We start from the raw sequence: 18,059 nt of genomic DNA, 5'->3' as shown, positions 1-18,059 counted from the left end.
TACCGCATTATCTTGTATCCCGATCGCAGCGAACCACTAGATATAGGGTTTCGTGCAAAATCACACACAAAAGTCAACCCGCAAAATCAGGCGATTTTTCGGGTGAACTTCAAGTGATTCCAGCAGCCAAACCGCTCCTGCGGAGGGCGACCGAGGCAAGCCCCTCCAGGGCCTTGTTCGGGTATGGGTGTTGCAGGCCAGGCCTGGCATCCATCAGCAACAGTTTTTGGGCCCGGCCCAGAACCTTTGACTTCGGCCAGGGAGCGGCGAGCCATTGCCCCTTATTCCTGAGTCTGTCCCGAAGTTGGTACGCCCGCGCGGGCGGATGCGCATGCATTGCCCATCCCCGCCAGGCCATCGAGCAAGTGGACGGAACGGTGGGCGCCCAAAAGGCGCCTGAACAATATAGAAACTGTGGAGACACCCACCCATGCAAACCGACACAACTCGCGAGAACCCGCAGGCCAAGGTGCCGCAGGCCGCCGATTCCAACCAGGATCTGGCCGCCACCGCTCCCGGCCAACTGCGCGTGATCAAGCGTAACGGCACTGTCGTCCCCTACACCGACGACAAGATCACCGTGGCCATCACCAAGGCGTTCCTCGCAGTTGAAGGCGGCACCGCCGCCGCTTCGTCGCGCATCCACGACACCGTCGCGCGCCTGACCGAGCAGGTCACCGCCACGTTCAAGCGTCGCATGCCATCGGGTGGCACCATCCACATCGAAGAAATCCAGGACCAGGTCGAACTGGCCCTGATGCGCGCCGGCGAGCAGAAGGTCGCCCGTGACTACGTGATCTACCGTGAGCAGCGCGCCAAGGAGCGTGCCACCCGCGTCAACACCGAGTCCGTGGTCGAGCCGCACCCGAGCATTCGCATCACCCTGGCCGACGGCAGCCTGGCGCCGCTCGACATGGCCCGCCTGAACACCATCATCAGCGAAGCCTGCGAAGGCCTGGCCGAAGTCGATGGCGACCTGATCCAGCGCGATACCCTGAAGAACCTGTACGACGGCGTGGCCATCAAGGACGTCAACACTGCCCTGGTGATGACCGCCCGTACCCTGGTGGAGCGCGAGCCGAACTACTCGTTCGTGACCGCCCGCCTGCTGATGGACACCCTGCGTGCCGAAGGCCTGGGCTTCCTGAACGTGGCCGAGAGCGCCACCCACCACGAAATGGCCGACCTGTACGCCAAGGCCCTGCCGGCCTATGTCGAGAAAGGCGTCGAGTTCGAGCTGCTGGACCCGGCCCTGAAAGGCTACGACCTGGAGCGCCTGGGCAAGGCCATCGACCACGAGCGTGACCAGCAATTCACCTACCTGGGCCTGCAGACTCTGTACGACCGCTACTTCATCCACAAGGATGGCGTGCGCTTCGAGCTGCCACAGGTGTTCTTCATGCGTGTGGCCATGGGCCTGGCGCTGGAAGAGAAAGACAAAGAAGCCCGTGCCATCGAGTTCTACAACCTGTTGTCGTCCTTCGACTACATGGCCTCGACCCCGACCCTGTTCAACGCCGGCACCCTGCGCCCGCAGCTGTCCAGCTGCTACCTGACCACCGTGCCGGACGACCTGTCGGGCATCTACCACGCGATCCACGACAACGCCATGCTGTCGAAATTCGCCGGTGGCCTGGGCAACGACTGGACCCCTGTGCGTGCACTGGGCTCCTACATCAAGGGCACCAACGGCAAATCCCAGGGCGTGGTTCCGTTCCTGAAAGTGGTCAACGACACCGCCGTTGCCGTCAACCAGGGTGGCAAGCGCAAGGGCGCCGTGTGTGCCTACCTGGAAACCTGGCACCTGGACATCGAAGAATTCATCGAGCTGCGCAAGAACACCGGTGATGACCGTCGTCGTACCCACGACATGAACACCGCCAACTGGATCCCTGACCTGTTCATGAAGCGTGTCTTCGATGACGGCAAGTGGACCCTGTTCTCGCCTTCGGAAGTGCCAGACCTGCACGACCTGACCGGCAAGGCCTTCGAAGAGCGCTACGAGTACTACGAAGCCCTGACCGAGTACAACAAGATCAAGGTGTTCAAGACCATCCAGGCCAAAGACCTGTGGCGCAAGATGCTGTCGATGCTGTTCGAGACCGGCCACCCGTGGCTGACCTTCAAGGACCCGTGCAACCTGCGTTCGCCGCAGCAGCACGTGGGCGTGGTCCACAGCTCGAACCTGTGCACCGAGATCACCCTGAACACCAACAAGGACGAGATCGCGGTCTGCAACCTGGGCTCGATCAACCTGCCGAACCACATCGTCGACGGCAAGCTGGACACCGCCAAGCTGCAACGCACCGTGAACACCGCCGTGCGCATGCTCGACAACGTGATCGACATCAACTACTACTCGGTGCCGCAAGCGCGTAACTCGAACTTCAAGCACCGCCCGGTCGGCCTGGGCATCATGGGCTTCCAGGATGCGCTGTACCTGCAGCACATTCCGTACGGCTCCGATGCTGCCGTCGAGTTCGCCGACAAGTCGATGGAAGCGGTCAGCTTCTACGCCATCCAGGCGTCCTGCGACCTGGCCGACGAGCGCGGTGCGTACGAGACCTTCCAGGGTTCGCTGTGGTCCAAGGGCATCCTGCCGCTGGATTCGCAACAGATCCTGATCGAGGCCCGTGGCGCCAAGTACATCGACGTCAACCTGGAAGAGTCCCTGGACTGGGCCCCGGTGCGCGAGCGCGTCAAGAAAGGTATTCGTAACTCGAACATCATGGCCATCGCGCCGACCGCGACCATCGCCAACATCACCGGCGTGTCGCAGTCCATCGAGCCGACCTACCAGAACCTGTACGTGAAATCGAACCTGTCGGGCGAGTTCACCGTGATCAACCCGTACCTGGTCCGCGACCTGAAGGCCCGTGGCCTGTGGGACTCGGTAATGATCAACGACCTGAAGTACTACGACGGTTCGGTGCAGCAGATCGAGCGTATCCCGCAAGAGCTGAAGGACCTGTACGCCACCGCGTTCGAAGTCGAGACCAAGTGGATCGTCGATGCCGCCTCGCGTCGCCAGAAGTGGATCGACCAGGCCCAGTCGCTGAACCTGTACATCGCCGGCGCCTCGGGCAAGAAGCTGGACGTGACCTACCGCATGGCCTGGTACCGTGGCCTGAAGACCACCTACTACCTCCGTGCCCTGGCCGCGACCAGCACCGAGAAGTCGACCATCAACACCGGCAAGCTCAACGCCGTTTCCAGCGGTGGCGACAGCGCCCCGGTCCAGGCAGCCGGCCCTGCGCCAGTGCCGAAGGCCTGCGCGATCGACGAGCCTGACTGCGAAGCCTGCCAGTAAGGCCAGGCCGAGGCTTCCTGCGGGAAGCCTCAACGCGTTTTCCGCACCACTGCGGACCCTGTGGGAGCGGGTTCACCCGCGATGAGGCCGGCACTCCCGCCGCCTCTCCACAGCCAGACACAACAAGCCGTGGCTGCAAAGCCGCGGCCAGCCCTTTTCGGGCACCTCAGATTTGCGTGCACCGCACCGCAACCAAGATCCACCGGCCATACTTGATAGATGGCCCTCAAGCAGGAGCATCTCACCATGCTGAGTTGGGACGAATTCGATAAAGAAGACGGCGAAGTAGCCGCCAAAGGCAACACCCCTGCGCAGGCCGCTGCCGCCGCCACCCTCGACAAGCTCGACAGCGCCGGTGGTGCCGCCGCCCTGGAAGCCCGTGCCGCCACCGCCGACGACTCCGACGCCGTCAAGCGCGCCAAGGCTGCCCTGAACGACCTCGACATCGCCGAAGGCCTGGCCGAGCTGGAAGGCTCCAGCGCCCGCGTGCGTGTTGACGAAAAGCGCATGATCAACTGCCGCGCCGACCTCAACCAGCTGGTACCGTTCAAGTACGACTGGGCCTGGCAGAAGTACCTGGACGGCTGCGCCAACCACTGGATGCCGCAAGAGGTCAACATGACCGCCGACATCGCCCTGTGGAAGAGCATGGACGGCCTGACCGAAGACGAGCGTCGCATCGTCATGCGCAACCTCGGCTTCTTCTCCACTGCCGACTCGCTGGTAGCCAACAACCTGGCCCTGGCCGTGTACCGCCTGATCACCAACCCGGAGTGCCGCCAGTACATCCTGCGCCAGGCCTTCGAAGAGGCGATCCACACCCACGCCTACCAGTACTGCATCGAGTCGCTGGGCATGGATGAAGGCGAGATCTTCAACATGTACCACGAGATCCCGTCGGTAGCGAAGAAAGCCGCCTGGGGCCTGAAGTACACCCGCGCCATCTCCGATCCGGAATTCAACACCGGCACCGTCGAAACCGACAAAGAGCTGCTGCGCAACCTGATCGCCTACTACTGCGTGCTGGAAGGCATCTTCTTCTACTGCGGCTTCACCCAGATCCTGTCCATGGGCCGCCGCAACAAGATGACCGGCGTGGCCGAGCAGTTCCAGTACATCCTGCGTGACGAGTCGATGCACCTGAACTTCGGTATCGACGTGATCAACCAGATCAAGATCGAGAACCCGCACCTGTGGGACGCGGCGATGAAGGAAGAAGCGACCCAGATGATCCTGCAAGGGACCCAGCTGGAGATCGAATACGCCCGTGACACCATGCCTCGCGGCGTGCTGGGCATGAACGCAGCGATGATGGAAGACTACCTCAAGTTCATCGCCAACCGTCGCCTGACCCAGATTGGCCTGAAGGAAGAGTACCCAGGGACCACCAACCCGTTCCCTTGGATGAGCGAGATCATGGACTTGAAGAAAGAGAAGAACTTCTTCGAGACCCGCGTGATCGAGTATCAGACTGGTGGGGCGTTGAGCTGGGATTGATAGTCCGGGCGAAGCATAGAGAAGGCTGCCGATTGGCAGCCTTTTTTATTGGCAGGAAAAAAGCCGAAGAGGAAGCTTCCTACAAGGTTCTCATTGTGACTTTTGTATCGTCGCGATAACGTCTGTTGGCGCTTAAGAACGCTCACGCAGCGGTATTCCGTTCCCGTTAGCAGCGGCTCTCCACATCAGGATGGCCAAGATGAACAGTTTCAATACACCTACCCTATTCACCCGCCGCAACCGCCCCCTCCACACCCTCTGGCTCGAATCCCAAGCCTGGTTCTGCGCCCACGAACTCGGCCGGCTGAGCGGGCACTTCTTCGACGAACACTGCATGCGCAAGCTCGACCCGGATCAGTACCGCTCCGTGCAGTTGCTGCGCTATGGCAAGTACCAGGAAACCACGATGGTCAGCGAGTCCGGGGCGTATACCTTGTTGGCGCATCACCATGTGCCGGAGAACCGGCATCTGCGTTGGTGGCTGACGCATGAGGTGGTGGCGGTGTTGCGTGATCGGCAGGAAGACGGGGTGGAAGATGTCCCGCGACTGGGGCAGATGTGCTGGCCTGGGGGACAGAGCGCGACGTTGTTGTATTGGCAGAGTGAGCCTTGAGTGAGGATGCGGGATATGCCGGTGGTGCTGGCTGGGGAAGTGCAACAGCTGCCGCCAGTAGAGCAGCCGAAGTTGAGTTGGCGGGAGTGTGCGCAGCGGGCGCTGCGATTGCATGGGGTTTAAGCGGCGGGTTTGCCTGGGCGGGCCTCTTCGCGGGTGAACCGCTCCCACAGGTACTGCGGTGGCTTCAGGTTAATGCTGTACCTGTGGGAGCGGCCGTGGCCGCGAACACCGGCACAGCCGGTGCCATCCACCGCGTCGCATTCTTCGCGGGCACGCCCGCTCCCACAGGTACAGCGCTAGCTTATGGGCTGCGCTGTACCCTGAGATACCTTGGAACCGCCAGATCCCTGAAGTCTATTCAAGCCGCTCGGCAGCCTTCTTGTATGCCTGGTCCCGTTCGCGACGATCAACAGCGACGACAAAAACCACGATCTCTTGGTCAATGACCTGATAGACCAGTCGATACCCGCTGCTGCGCAGCTTTATCTTGTAGCAGTCAGGCAGCGAGTGAAGGCGATTTGCCTCGATTCGAGGGTTCAGCAGAACTTCCGCCAGTTTCTTCTTGAACTGCTGACGCACCGTATCGCCCAGCTTCTTCCACTCTTTCAATGCACGTGAATCGAAGTCGAGGCTATAGGTCATCCAACTGGACCCTCACGCGCTGCGGGGAAGCAAGCCGCTCTTTCACAGTCGCAATGAGATCTTCATCGTCCTCAGTCATCAGGACAGGGCGGAAGGGCAGCTTGCCTCGCTCTGCAACATATTGCAGAGCCTGGCGCATGAGTTCGGAGGGGGTAACGCCGAGGCGCTCAAGCTCTTTGTATGCGCGGGCTTTGAGTTCGTCGTCGACACGTATGTTGATGGATGCCATGGGTCGGCCCTAAGGTAAAGACGTTTGTCATTACAATGCACGCGTCATTTCGATTTCGCAATGGCAGTTTGTCTGGGGCTAAGCAGTGCGACATGAACTGCTGGGGTGCGGCGCAGCCCTTTCGCGGCACAAGGCCGCTCCCACGGGGGATCGCGTAGCTCGGGAGATTTCAGAATGGCAGTGGTCGAGCAGGCTCGACCGCCTTGGGCGGCCGAATACGAATTGAGAGGCCTCGCCCACGCCGACAAGGGGGTGCGGCACCACAAGGTGCCGGGACTGGACATGCCAGTCTACGTGGTCGAGGGCGAGGCCAGTTCTGAAGATAGCTCAGGGTAGAGGTACCGTCCACGACTTCAATCCAGCTGCTGGGCTCGCAAATCCTGCGCCAGCATGTCGATGAAGGCCCTGACCTTGGCCGAACCGTACTTGCTCTCCCGGTGCAGTATATGGATTGGCCACGGCGCCTCTTCGTATTCGGCAAGGATCACCTGCAACTGCCCACTGGCCACCTCATCCGCGACCTGATACGACAGCAGGCGGGCAATTCCCAACCCGCCGCTGGCGGCAGCGATTGCCCCGTCATTGCTGGTCACCGTCAAGCGAGGCTTCATGCGCACCAACGTTGGTTCATCGGTTACTCCGAAACGCCAGCCGGCTCGCGGCGACAGGTTGGTGGTGCCGATCACCGCATGCTCCGCCAGGTCGGACGGGTGCTTCGGCACGCCATGGCGCGCCAGATATTCGGGAGAGGCGCACAGCATGCGCCGGACCCTGCCCACCCGCAGTGCTTTGAGCCCGGAGTCGGGCAAGGGGCCGATACGAACGGCCACGTCCATGCCCTCTTCGACCATGTTGACGATGCGGTCGAGGAAGTAGGCGGAAACGTCGACCTCGGGGTACTGCTGCAGGTAGTGGACGATGCACGGCATGACGAACTTCTTGCCGAACAGGATGGGCGCGGTGACGGCAAGGTCCCCCTTGGGGGTTGAGTTGATGCCGGCGGCGGCTTCGTTGGCCTCGTGGATGCTGGCGAGGATATGGCGGGTGTCTTCCAGATAGCGGCCACCGGCTTCGGTCAGGCGTACGCTGCGGGTGGTGCGCAGCAGCAGTTTGACCCCCAGCTGATCCTCCAGGGCGCTAACGGCGCGGGTGACTGCGGCAGGGGAGATGTCCAGACGGCGGGCAGCGGCGGCGAAGCTTTCCAGCTCGCCTACGGCGACGAACACCTTCATCAGGTGGATCTGGTCCATGCGGGCTCCTGGGGCTATGAAGTGCCGGGATTATCTTTCATCCGAGCGTTTTGTGTTGCCTCTGTCCCGTACGCGGTCCCTTGTAGGAGCGGCCTTGTGTCGCGAAAGGGCTGCACAGCAGCCCCAGCAATTGATGCTTCACTACTGAAATCCTGGGGCCCCGCTGCGGCCCTTTCGCGACACAAGGCCGCTCCTACAGGGGACCGCGCACGATCAGATATCCAGCACCAACGCCTGCCCCCCCTCCTCGACCCGCGCCGGCACGGCACAACAGATCAGCACCGACCCCGCCTCCGGCAGCTCGGCCGGCGGGTTCGGGTAATGCACCTGACCACTGACCAACCGTGTCTTGCAGGTACCACACGACCCACCTCGGCAACTGAACTCCGGCGACAATCCGCGAGCCTCGGCCAGCTCCAGCAGCGTCCCGCTACCGGGCGCCCAGCGCGCCTCCTTGGCCGAAGCCGCAAAGTACACCGGCACCGGCTCGCTGGCCGCGGGCGGCTGTTGCAGGGTGGGCTGGTCATCGTCGGTGTGCCGCCGGAGCGTTGACGGGCCAAAGGCTTCGGCATGAATCCGCGCATCCGGCACATGCAGCCCGCGCAGCCCTTCATACAGGTCCTGGGTAAAACTGCCTGGGCCGCACAGGTAGAAATCGTAGTCGTCCAGCGCCAGCGTCGCCTTGACCTGCTCGATACCCAGCCGACCGGCAAACTCGTAATCACGCCCCGCCAGCGCATGCTCTTCCGGCTGGCTCAGGGCGCGGTAAACGTGCAGCAGGCCGCCGGCCTGTTGCCGCAAACTTGCCAGCTCCTCACGGAACGGCAGGTCGGCCAGGCTGCGCGCACCATGGAACAGATGAATGCGCCGTGCCTGCCCCTTGCTCAACTGCTCGCGCAGCATGGCCAGTAACGGCGTGATACCCACACCCGCGCCGATCAGCACCAGCGGCCGCGTACTCTGCTGGTCCAGCGTGAAGCTGCCCATCGGCGAGCGCACGTTCAGCACATCGCCTGCCACGACGTGCTCATGCAGGTGCCGCGAGGCCGGGCCCTGGGCTTTGACGCTGATGCGCAGGTAACCGTCGGAAGGCGCGCTGGACAGGCTGTAGGTGCGGATCAGCGCCGCCTCACCGTCGAGCTGGACTTGCACCGGAACATGCTGCCCGGGCGCAAAGGCCATCGCACTGCCAGCAGGAGGCTCAAGGTAGAACGAGCGGATATCACGGCTTTCCTGCTCCACCCGCAGCACACGCCAGGCCTGCCATTGGCGCTGCCGCTGGCGTTGCTGCAGGCGTATGTCGGCCTCGGCCCAGGTGCCGGTCATCAGGCTAGTCGGGGCGTACTCCTTGAAGGCCCAACGCAGGGAAACGGCAGCCGGGCGCCGCACCACCTGCTCGACCTCCAGCGTCCACAAGCGCTCGGCGCCTTCGAACGCCTGGATGGCGGGGCTGTCCAGCAGCAACTCGGCATGCCCGTATAGCTGCAACACGTTGCCGTTGCTGAAATCGATGAATAGCAACCCTGCTTGCGGGTTCACCAGCAGGTTGCCCAAGGTGTTGAAGTGCAGGTTGCCAGCATAGTCGGGGATGGTGAGGCGGTTGCCTTCGACCTTGATGAACCCGGGCCGCCCGCCACGGTGGGAGACATCCACCGAACGCTGGCCGTTGACATGCTCGACATAGCTGGCGACAAAGAAGGTGTCGGCTGCCTGGATCACGCTGACAGCCGAGGCATCGAGTGTCGTCGCATCGACACGCCCTTGGGCGGGTTCCGCGACACGGGTGTAGTCACGCAGCTGGATGTACTGCGGGCAGTTGCCGAACGACTGCTCCACAGTCACCTGCAGTTGCCCGTCGCCGGCCTGGTGGATCTGGCCGTTGAGGCGGTTGCGCCGGCGGGTGTGCAGTTCGATCCCCAACAGGCCGACCGCCTGCCCGGCAGCCAGCCCCGGGGTGGCGGGATCGTCTGCTGGCAGTTGAGTGTCGATCGTCAGCTGGCGCGGGTCCGGCGAGCTGACGAAACCTTCCGGCCCTTCCAGCAGCGTTGCCCAGGGCCGCCCCAGTGCGTCCACGCTGGCGGCGACCATGAACGGCAACTGGTGATAGAAAATACGATGCTGGTCGGGCATGTAGTCACGAATGACCTTCTGCCCGAACGCCTCCATGCGCTCCGCGACACCGGCTTTTTCCTGCAGGGTCTTCTCCCCCGCATGCCAGGGCGAGGAGTGGTGGTCCGGGTTCTGTTGCATGGCGGCGTTCCTCGCAGTGGCGGGATATCAGGCGCTGGTCTGCAGGCCGATCACGGTGCGTGGCATGGGCACGAAGCGCGGCAGCGCCTCGATCCGCGCCAGCCAGCTGCGTACGTTGGCATAGGGCTCCAGCGACACATTGCCCTCCGGTGCGTGGGCGATGTAGGAGTAGTTGGCGATATCGGCGATGGTGGGTGTGCTACCGGCCAGGAAGGGCGTTTTGGCCAGCTCGGCGTCGATCACCTTCAGCAGGGTATGGGCGCGGGTAATCACTTCGTCGGTGTTGAACGAGGCTCCGAACACCGTGACCAGACGCGCGGCAGCAGGGCCGAAGGCCAACGGGCCGGCAGCGACCGACAGCCAGCGCTGGACGCGGGCGGCGGCAGCGGGCTCCTCGGGGAGCCAAGTGCCGTTGTCGTACTTCTTGGCCAGGTACACCAGGATGGCATTGGAGTCGGCGATCACCGTGCCGTTGTCGTCTATGACCGGGACCTGGCCGAACGGGTTGAGGGCCAGGAAGTCCGGCTGCTTGTGCGCGCCTTTGGCCAGGTCGACGAACACCAGCTCGGTGGGCAGGTTCAGCAGCGAAAGCATCAGCTCGATGCGATGGGCGTGGCCGGACTTGGGGAAGTTGTAAAGCTTGATCGGGTTCGACATTGGCTTGGCTCCTGATCAGCACCGGGGTGGGCTGGTGGAGCACATGCTGCACCGGTTCGGCTGGCAGCAGAATCCGTGTGGCGGGGAAACCATAATTTCGCGGAGCGGAATAATGCACTCAGGCTTCTGGCCTCCTCGCGGGCAAGCCCGCTCCAAAAGCACTACACCCTCCCGTGGGAACGGCTTTAGCCGCGAAGAATCCAACGCGGTGCCTGGCACCGGCTGCGCCGGTGTTCGCGGCTAAAGCCGCTCCCACAGGTCCCTGCTAAATCAGAGAAATCAGCCCAATCGCTGCTGCCGTTGGTAGAGGTAAAGAACATGCACAGCATCTACCACCAACGGCACAGTGGCTTGGTGTTCTTCGAGGCTCATCTTGTCCAGGACGGAAAAATTTTCCTCCGAACCGTGCAAGGCAATAGCGTCGAGATATTTTTGAAGATGGGCAGGTAATTCTGTCCATCGTCCCAAACGAACACCCCGCATGTACCCGAAGCACCACTCTTCAAGCACTACAATTTCGCCCTGCGCAGTATCTCTGACCTCAAAGAACAGATTCAGCTCATCCGTGGCTTCGCTGAGCATGATCGCGACGGTATTGTAAAACTTGATGATCAAATCCGTGTAGCGCTGAGCCTGGGCCTTGCTTTTGAACCGAGGCAATTTGCCGCCAGAAACCTCCGGCAGCCACTCACTTGGTGGCAGCATATGCGGCGAGCTGCATAGGGCATTCACAAAGCCATCGAGTTCACTGACATCAAGTATCGCGTCATCATTGCCATACTTGAAAAGCAGCTCTCCCAGCTCGTCCAACTCCTGGTCGGTGATGGGGTTACTCATAGAGGTCAATCCTGCAGCCGGTGGTAACGGTAAAGCCTGCGTGCTGCCTCGGTCACCTGAGGCACGCAGGACTGGATATCCGCTTCGCTCATCTGGTCCAGCAACTCGAAGTTGTCCTCCAGCCCATGCAGCGAAATGGCCTTGAGCAGTTGGTCCTGCTCCGGCGGCAGCTCGGCCCAGCCAGCGACCTGGGTGCCGCGCATATAGCCGAAGCACCATTCCTCCATCACGACCACCGTGCCTGCCTCGCCTTCACTTTCCTCGAACAGCGGTTCGAAGTGATCGACGTCGTCCCCCAACTCCTCCGCCACCTGGCTGGCATAGCGCAGCATCAATGCCGTATACGCCTCTTCATGCGCCGGCTTCTTGAATTTCGGCACCTTGCCACCAGCCACCGCGGGCAGCCACTGTTCCGGGGTGACAGTGGTCGGTGAGCTGGCCAGTGCAGTGAAAAAGCCATTGAGCTCGGCCAGGTTGAGTACCGAGTAGTCATTGCCGTAGGTGATCAGCAGGTCTTCGAGGCGGTCGAGTTCTTTTTCGCTGAGTGCGGGGAGCATGGGTGAACATCCTGGGAAGCAAAAGTGTGTGCACCCTAGCACAGCAACGCCCGAAGGGCTGCCCGCGCTTACAGCTTTGCGGGCAGATTGCTTAACGTGGCAACCAGCCATGCAGCAGTTGCTGCCTGCCAGTTCCGATCAACAGCCATAGCAGAATGCGACACTTGCGCGGACACAGCTGCCCCGCCATATGTACCCCCTTGCTCTGCAGATCGATCTCGGCACCGGCAAAACCGTAAGAGGCCGTGGCTGTTGGGCCACTGCCTGTGCGGGTAGCAACAATCACTGGCAAGGTAGGCGCGAGATGGCCAAGCACTTCGGACCAGCTACCGGAAACGTGGCCGGCACCAAAACCGGCGATGACCAGCCCCTCGTAGCCCAGTGCCGCTGTAGCCTTCAACAACGCCGTATCTGCGTCCAGGCACGCTTCCAACATTGCAACCCGGTGCTCGGTGCGATGCGGTAACGGCAGCACATCTCGTGGGCCAGGTGGCTGACGATATACCACGGCACCTTCCACAACATCGCCCAGCGCTCCGCACCCGGGCGATTCGAATGCAGCCATCGCGAGGCTTGCCGTCTTGCGAACCCTTGCAGCACAGTGGACCTGATCATTCATCAGTACCAGAACGCCGCGCCCACGGCTGCCCGGCGCCAGTGCAACCTGCGCCGCAGCCAGCAGGTTGGCCGGGCCGTCGTTGCCCGGCTGGCTGGCCGCGCGCATGGCACCGGTCATTACCAATGGCGCATCGAACGGCCAGAGCAGATCGAGGAAATACGCCGTTTCCTCGAGGCTGTCGGTGCCTTGGGTCAGTATCACCGCGTGTGCTCCGCGAGCCACCTCGCCCCGGGCCCAGGCCAGCACCTCGAGCATCGCCGCAAAGCCCAGCGAGGCACTGGGGAGCAGACCCAAAGTGGCAGCTTCAAGCTGGGCCATCTCACGCAGTTGCGGCAACTCGGCCAGTTGTTCATCGCAGTCAAGCTTGGGCATCACCCCCCATTCGCTCGCACTTGCCCGCATGCTCACCGTCCCTCCAAGGCTGGCAATCGACAACTTGGGCAGGTTTGCATGCGCTTTCATACGCCACCTCCAGCAAGCAGCCCGACCAGCGGAACGATCGCCAGTGTGCTGATGGCCATCGACACTACATTGCCGATGTAACCATGCATGTAGGCCGGCAAGCGCTGACTGATGGCCACTGCCAACGGTGGCGCTACCAGCGCGCCCAGCACTGCACTGGCTACGACCACTTGCCAGCCTCCACCGTGGGTGAGCACAGCGGCAGGTACGATAGAGACGATGGGAATGTAAGTGGGGTACCAGCCTCGCGCCTGCCATTTGCGACGCCAGAACACGACTCCCACCAGTGTGCCAGCGCCTGCCCGGCAACCAGCGGTATCAGCAGCAGCGAACCGTAGACTGGCGCAGCGGGGGCCAGCATGTATGCCAGGAACACCCCCAACAGCAGCCCGAGGCTGGCCAGTTCATTACCGAAGAATGGCGCTTCGCTGAAATCGGCCAGTACACGCCGCAAGGTCCAGGCCACACCGTAGTCGGGCTGGGCCGCATCGGATTCAGGTGCGGCGGTCGGGTGGCTTGGCCGTACCCATGATGGAAAGCGCCAGCACAGCATGAACGCAATCACGCTTGCCAGCGCCATGCCACTTACGTTGCCGACTACCACCGGCAACTGCAGGGGATAGCACAGGTAGTTGACCATCAACAGGCTGGCTGGTGTTACCAACAGCGCTCCCAGCAGTGCGCCGGTGATGGTCACCTGCCAACCCGCACCAAACAACAGCACCATGGCTGCTGGCAAGGATACGAAAGCAACGAAGGTTGGTTGCCAGGTGCCACTGGCCAAGGTCCATCCCCACAACGCGTGACTGAGCAACAAGCCCAGCAGTGAACTGGTGAACACCCACGGCCATAGTCCGCTGCCGTAGCAGATGGCAAAGCCGTGCCAGCGATACCCATGCACATGGGCCCAATGCGCCAGGCAAGCTCCCAGTAGCAAGCCCAGGGCGGGCAACTCGTGCTTATAGAAGGCCACTTCGCTGATATCACCAACTATCCAACGCAAGCGGCTTAGCGGCTGATCAAGCGTCGCTGCCAATTGCGTGTAGTCCGGCCATTGGCCCTGTACGAGGCTGGCGGCCAGCAGCACCAGCAGGCAGGCAAGGATCAACACCGACGAACGCTGCCGGTTGGGGAAGAGTTGCGTTTTCATGTGCAACTCCTCAGCGGGGCATAGGTGCATGAAGGCGATAGCCAAGCGTCGCATCGTAAAGATCGGTGCGCCTGTCCCGCGGCAAGTCGTTGAGGCTGTTCCAGATCGGCGCCGAGCGGGCGCTGCTGAGGTCGACATCAGCGTAGAGAATGCCCTCCTCCTCTGCACTGGCCACCTCGCCAATAGGCCAGCCATTGGTACCGGCAATCAGTGAACAGCCCAGGAAGCGACCACCCCGCTCGCTACCTATACGATTGGCGGCAGCGATATAGACGTTGTTGGCGTGTGCCGCCGTCATGGTCAGGTAGGACGCCATGCAGCGCCCTGATTCATCGAACAGCGGTGGCGGCGTCCATACCCAGTTGTTCAGGCTGCAGATGATGTCGGCGCCTTGCGCAGCCATCAGCCGCGGCACTTCCGGGAACCAGATATCCCAGCAGATCAGCAGGCCGATACGGCCGATCGGTGTCTCGAACACTGGGAAGCCCAGGTCGCCAGGGGTGAACCAGAGCTTTTCCTGGTTCCACAGGTGCGCCTTGCGGTAATGCCCGAGCAAGCCTTGCGGACCGAACAGTGCGGCACTGTCGAAAAGTTTCAGTCCCTCGCGTTCGGCAAAACCCGCAGCCAGATATACCTGGTACTCCTTGGCGAAATCCGCCCAGGCTTTCAGGCTGCGCCCCTCCTCCAGCGTTTCGGCATGGGCATAGGCCTCTGCACGCGTGTGGAAGGTGTAGCCGGTGTTGGCCAGCTCGGGTAGCACGATCAGGTTGGCGCCTTCACGCGCCGCGCACCGGGCCAATGCCAGGCCCTTGCTCAGGTTGCCATCGCAATGCTCCAGCCCGACCTGAGGGTCGTACTGGATGACAGCGATACGTACGGGGCTAACGGGCGTGCAGTGTTCAGACATGGCGGCTTCCTTTTATGGTTGTTTTGGAAGGGCGCCAGTAAAGCGGGGTTGGGCGGGGGAGTGACAGTCGGGGAGTTCCTATGGGATCGAAGGACAAGAGAAGTGTTCCAGTAGGAAATTCCCCACAAAAACTCCCGGATGCAGCTATTTCCCAGCTTGATAATGTGGGTAGTGGTTCAGGGTAAAGCCACCATTGAACGATGCCGATGTTCTGTTGCATAGGTTGATGACCACATCAAGCGCCGTGCGTAAACACGGCTCGGTCCAGCCGGCGTCAACAGAGAAGGACTCTCCAGCCAGATACAACCCTGAACTGGCACTCAGATCACGGTTGTACTTCATCAGGCTCACTGCATCGTAATAGGTCCCAGCCCGATACAACTTTGCGCAGCCAAGCGCGTTTCGATCAGTCATCCAACGCTGTATGCGAATGTTTCGGGTATCGATATAAGGCGATATGGGTTCAGCCACGTTGCTCCCCCATTTCAAAAGGGGTTACAGGTTGCTTGTGATTTCCTGCGTTATTCACCAGCGTAAGGTGACGCCCACCCACACGTCGGGACTGCTCGATCAAGGTGATACGGGTAAAGCCGCAACGTAGCAATTCTCGGGCTGCAGTTAGCCCGGTAACACCAGCACCGACAATACATATCCGGTGATCCGGCTGAGTGGCGTATGCAACTCCGCCCTCTTGTTCGAGTAGACGGCGATAATCAAAGCAAAGATCAGGAGGGGTTAGGGTAACGCGCAGCCCACGGCTTTACGGACAGGGATGGCTCGATAGCCAGATCAGCAGGATGGTTGTGTGTTGAGCCGATGGTCATGGTCTCGTGTTCTCAATGAGTTGGGAACATGAGAATGATCAATCAAGAGATGCGTGAGGAGGTTGTTAATTAGCACCAACTGGCCACCACAGGATCGGGAGATATCTGTGGTGGCCGGGTTGATGTCAATAAAGCCGTTACACCTTAAACCGCCAGCGCGCGCTCACGCAGCTCGCTGTTGAGGATGCGGTCGTTCTCGCTGTAATCGACCGGGCAGTCGATCACGTGCACGCCCGGGGTCTTGATACAGTGCTCCAGCAGCGGCAGCAGGCCTTCGGCGCTTTCCACGTGGTGGCCGTTGGCACCGTAGGCTTCGGCGTACTTGACGAAGTCCGGGTTGCCGTAGTCCAGGCCGAAATCGGTGAAGCCCATGTTGGCCTGCTTCCAGCGGATCATGCCGTAGCCGTCGTCACGCAGGATCACCACGGTGATATGCATGCCCAGGCGTACCGCAGTTTCCAGCTCCTGGCTGTTCATCATGAAGCCGCCATCGCCGCAAACCGAAATAACCGGGCGGTCCGGGTGCACCAGGTGCGCGGCCATGGCCGATGGCAGGCCGGCTCCCATGGTCGCCAGGGCATTGTCCAGCAGTACGGTGTTCGGCTTGTGCGCCTTGTAGTTGCGGGCGAACCAGATCTTGTAGATGCCGTTGTCCAGGGCAACGATGCCTTCGGACGGCAGCACGCGACGGATGTCGGCGACCATGCGCTGCGGGTAGACCGGGAAGCGGTTGTCGTCGGCACCTTCGGCGATCTGTGCCTCGTTGGCTTCACGGATGGCCATCAGGCGGGTGAAGTCCCAGTGTGTGGTGTCGGTCAGCGCTTCGCTGATCTGCCATACGGCATTGGCGATATCGCCGATCACTTCAACCTGCGGGAAGTACACGGCATCGACTTCGGCGGAGCGGAAGTTGATGTGGATGACCTCGGTGCCGCCACGGACCATGAAGAACGGCGGCTTCTCGATCACGTCGTGGCCGATGTTGACGATCAGGTCGGCGGCTTCGACGGCGCGGTGCACGAAGTCACCCGACGACAGTGCGGCGTTGCCCAGGAAGCGCGGGTGGCGCTCGTCGACCACACCTTTGCCCATCTGGGTGGTGATGAACGGGATGCCGGTCTTGTCGATCAGCTGCTTGAGGACCTTGGCGGTCATCTTGCGGTTGGCACCGGCGCCGATCACCAGGATCGGGTTGCGAGCTTTCTGCAGTTTTTCCACGGCGGCTTCGATGGCCTTGTGCTCGGCCAGCGGGCGGCGGCTCAGGCTAGGCGGGATCGGCAGGCTTTCGGTCTGCTCGGCAGCGATGTCTTCCGGCAGCTCCAGGTGCACGGCACCCGGCTTCTCTTCTTCGGCCAGGCGGAAGGCTTCGCGCATACGGGCCGGTATGTTGTCGGCGGAGGCGAACTGGTGGGTGTACTTGGTGATGGGGTCCATCATGCCGCACACGTCGATGATCTGGAAGCGGCCCTGCTTGGACTTCTTGATCGGCTTCTGGCCGGTGATCATCATCATCGGCATGCCGCCCAGGTAGGCGTAGGCGCTGGCGGTGACCAGGTTGGTGGCGCCAGGGCCGAGGGTCGACAGGCTGACGCCGGTCTTGCCGGTCAGGCGACCATAGGTGGCAGCCATGAAGCCTGCGGACTGCTCGTGGCGAGTCAGTACCAGCTTGATCTTCGACTTGCGCAGGGATTCCAGCAGGTCGAGGTTTTCTTCACCGGGAATACCGAATACATACTCGACACCTTCGTTTTCCAGGCATTGCACAACGACATCGGCGGCCTTGGCCATCTTGCTTGCTACCTCAAGTGATGGGACGGTGGAAGTCCGGAAATGCGCAGCACGGTACGCTGGCATCGCTCAGCCCGGGGCCAGGAGTGCCCCGAACCAAAGTCTTGACGTAGGGTGGACGCGGGAAAGTCACGTGAATGTGACGGGAATATTTTCGCAGCCTGGGTATTTTGCGGTCGGGGTGGGAGCAGGCGTGTCGAGGCGTCGAACCGCCGCGAAGCGGGCGACGTGGTGGATGGCACCGGCTATGCCGGTGTTCGCGGGTGAACCCGCTCCCACAGGGACTGCGTATGCCCGGGAATTTTTGCGCCAGAAAGACAAAACCCCTACCTGCATGCGCAGATAGGGGTTTTGCGAAATGAATCTTGACGATGACCTACTCTCACATGGGGAAACCCCACACTACCATCGGCGATGCATCGTTTCACTGCTGAGTTCGGGATGGGATCAGGTGGTTCCAATGC

General features: G+C 61.6%; 14 protein-coding genes, 1 rRNA gene and 2 pseudogenes. 3 read left to right on the top strand and 14 right to left on the bottom strand.

What is annotated here, in order from left to right; all coding sequences use genetic code 11:
• Positions 1–430: 430 nt before the first annotated feature.
• The 3 genes from ACLCGK_RS32175 to ACLCGK_RS32165 all read left to right on the top strand — a co-directional run bounded on the left by ACLCGK_RS32175 (position 431) and on the right by ACLCGK_RS32165 (position 5,420).
• Positions 431–3,310: a ribonucleoside-diphosphate reductase subunit alpha gene (locus ACLCGK_RS32175; protein WP_013973842.1), complete on the top strand. Its 2,880-nt coding sequence runs from the start codon at positions 431–433 to the stop codon at positions 3,308–3,310.
• A gap of 246 nt (positions 3,311–3,556) precedes the next feature.
• Complete coding sequence (locus tag ACLCGK_RS32170; RefSeq protein ID WP_015271500.1) at positions 3,557–4,807, top strand: ribonucleotide-diphosphate reductase subunit beta; 1,251 nt, start codon at positions 3,557–3,559, stop codon at positions 4,805–4,807.
• A 199-nt stretch (positions 4,808–5,006) separates the two neighbouring features.
• Complete coding sequence (locus ACLCGK_RS32165; RefSeq protein ID WP_410953644.1) at positions 5,007–5,420, top strand: Bro-N domain-containing protein; 414 nt, start codon at positions 5,007–5,009, stop codon at positions 5,418–5,420.
• A 357-nt stretch (positions 5,421–5,777) separates the two neighbouring features.
• On the opposite strand, the gene ACLCGK_RS32160 is transcribed toward ACLCGK_RS32165, so the two are convergent.
• The 14 genes and pseudogenes from ACLCGK_RS32160 to rrf all read right to left on the bottom strand — a co-directional run.
• Positions 5,778–6,065: a type II toxin-antitoxin system RelE family toxin gene (locus ACLCGK_RS32160; RefSeq protein ID WP_241105932.1), complete on the bottom strand. Its 288-nt coding sequence runs from the start codon at positions 6,063–6,065 to the stop codon at positions 5,778–5,780.
• Positions 6,055–6,294, bottom strand: a complete 240-nt coding sequence (locus ACLCGK_RS32155; protein WP_207838200.1) for a type II toxin-antitoxin system RelB/DinJ family antitoxin — start codon at positions 6,292–6,294, stop codon at positions 6,055–6,057. Before ACLCGK_RS32155 ends, ACLCGK_RS32160 begins: the two co-directional genes overlap by 11 nt.
• Positions 6,295–6,647: 353 nt before the next feature.
• Positions 6,648–7,544 (bottom strand): LysR family transcriptional regulator, encoded by an 897-nt coding sequence (locus ACLCGK_RS32150; RefSeq protein ID WP_410953643.1) that lies wholly within the window; start codon positions 7,542–7,544, stop codon positions 6,648–6,650.
• A gap of 213 nt (positions 7,545–7,757) precedes the next feature.
• Positions 7,758–9,794 (bottom strand): pyridoxamine 5'-phosphate oxidase family protein, encoded by a 2,037-nt coding sequence (locus tag ACLCGK_RS32145; protein WP_410953642.1) that lies wholly within the window; start codon positions 9,792–9,794, stop codon positions 7,758–7,760.
• 27 nt (positions 9,795–9,821) lie between these two features.
• Positions 9,822–10,451, bottom strand: coding sequence for a glutathione S-transferase family protein (locus tag ACLCGK_RS32140; protein WP_015271508.1), 630 nt, complete (start codon positions 10,449–10,451; stop codon positions 9,822–9,824).
• Between the two features lie 279 nt (positions 10,452–10,730).
• Positions 10,731–11,288, bottom strand: a complete 558-nt coding sequence (locus ACLCGK_RS32135; RefSeq protein ID WP_085721556.1) for a UPF0149 family protein — start codon at positions 11,286–11,288, stop codon at positions 10,731–10,733.
• A 5-nt stretch (positions 11,289–11,293) separates the two neighbouring features.
• Entirely contained in the window at positions 11,294–11,845 is a 552-nt protein-coding gene (locus tag ACLCGK_RS32130) for a UPF0149 family protein (RefSeq protein ID WP_100413306.1), read from the bottom strand.
• A 91-nt stretch (positions 11,846–11,936) separates the two neighbouring features.
• Positions 11,937–12,926, bottom strand: coding sequence for an asparaginase (locus tag ACLCGK_RS32125; protein WP_410953641.1), 990 nt, complete (start codon positions 12,924–12,926; stop codon positions 11,937–11,939).
• A pseudogene (locus ACLCGK_RS32120) lies at positions 12,923–14,076 on the bottom strand (hypothetical protein). The gene ACLCGK_RS32125 and the pseudogene ACLCGK_RS32120 overlap by 4 nt, the downstream one beginning before the upstream one ends.
• A 10-nt stretch (positions 14,077–14,086) precedes the next feature.
• Positions 14,087–14,983 carry a nitrilase family protein gene (locus ACLCGK_RS32115; RefSeq protein WP_054571840.1) on the bottom strand — a complete coding sequence of 299 codons (897 nt, stop codon included), beginning with the start codon at positions 14,981–14,983 and terminating at the stop codon, positions 14,087–14,089.
• 144 nt (positions 14,984–15,127) lie between these two features.
• A pseudogene (locus ACLCGK_RS32110) lies at positions 15,128–15,460 on the bottom strand (amine oxidase); the annotation flags it as partial.
• Positions 15,447–15,629, bottom strand: coding sequence for an NAD(P)-binding protein (locus ACLCGK_RS32105; protein WP_410953649.1), 183 nt, complete (start codon positions 15,627–15,629; stop codon positions 15,447–15,449). The pseudogene ACLCGK_RS32110 and the gene ACLCGK_RS32105, both read right to left, overlap by 14 nt.
• Before the next feature lie 322 nt (positions 15,630–15,951).
• Positions 15,952–17,595, bottom strand: a complete 1,644-nt coding sequence (locus ACLCGK_RS32100) for an acetolactate synthase large subunit (protein ID WP_410953640.1) — start codon at positions 17,593–17,595, stop codon at positions 15,952–15,954.
• Positions 17,596–17,958: 363 nt separating this feature from the next.
• Positions 17,959–18,059: ribosomal RNA gene (gene rrf / locus ACLCGK_RS32095) — 5S ribosomal RNA — on the bottom strand; the annotation flags it as partial.

Source organism: Pseudomonas sp. S1(2024), from assembly GCF_046557535.1.
Note: the sequence above shows the minus strand (reverse complement) of the source record. Positions and strands in the feature narration are given on the sequence as shown.

What these genes read in the sequence shown, in the direction of transcription:
- ACLCGK_RS32160 (WP_241105932.1), bottom strand. Translation starts at nt 6,065, where the DNA reads ATGACCTATAGCCTCGACTTCGATTCACGTGCATTGAAAGAGTGGAAG.
- ACLCGK_RS32130 (WP_100413306.1), bottom strand. Translation starts at nt 11,845, where the DNA reads ATGCTCCCCGCACTCAGCGAAAAAGAACTCGACCGCCTCGAAGACCTG.
- ACLCGK_RS32135 (WP_085721556.1), bottom strand. Translation starts at nt 11,288, where the DNA reads ATGAGTAACCCCATCACCGACCAGGAGTTGGACGAGCTGGGAGAGCTG.
- ACLCGK_RS32165 (WP_410953644.1), top strand. Translation starts at nt 5,007, where the DNA reads ATGAACAGTTTCAATACACCTACCCTATTCACCCGCCGCAACCGCCCC.
- ACLCGK_RS32155 (WP_207838200.1), bottom strand. Translation starts at nt 6,294, where the DNA reads ATGGCATCCATCAACATACGTGTCGACGACGAACTCAAAGCCCGCGCA.
- ACLCGK_RS32140 (WP_015271508.1), bottom strand. Translation starts at nt 10,451, where the DNA reads ATGTCGAACCCGATCAAGCTTTACAACTTCCCCAAGTCCGGCCACGCC.
- ACLCGK_RS32150 (WP_410953643.1), bottom strand. Translation starts at nt 7,544, where the DNA reads ATGGACCAGATCCACCTGATGAAGGTGTTCGTCGCCGTAGGCGAGCTG.
- ACLCGK_RS32170 (WP_015271500.1), top strand. Translation starts at nt 3,557, where the DNA reads ATGCTGAGTTGGGACGAATTCGATAAAGAAGACGGCGAAGTAGCCGCC.
- ACLCGK_RS32175 (WP_013973842.1), top strand. Translation starts at nt 431, where the DNA reads ATGCAAACCGACACAACTCGCGAGAACCCGCAGGCCAAGGTGCCGCAG.
- ACLCGK_RS32100 (WP_410953640.1), bottom strand. Translation starts at nt 17,595, where the DNA reads ATGGCCAAGGCCGCCGATGTCGTTGTGCAATGCCTGGAAAACGAAGGT.
- ACLCGK_RS32115 (WP_054571840.1), bottom strand. Translation starts at nt 14,983, where the DNA reads ATGTCTGAACACTGCACGCCCGTTAGCCCCGTACGTATCGCTGTCATC.
- ACLCGK_RS32125 (WP_410953641.1), bottom strand. Translation starts at nt 12,926, where the DNA reads ATGAAAGCGCATGCAAACCTGCCCAAGTTGTCGATTGCCAGCCTTGGA.
- ACLCGK_RS32145 (WP_410953642.1), bottom strand. Translation starts at nt 9,794, where the DNA reads ATGCAACAGAACCCGGACCACCACTCCTCGCCCTGGCATGCGGGGGAG.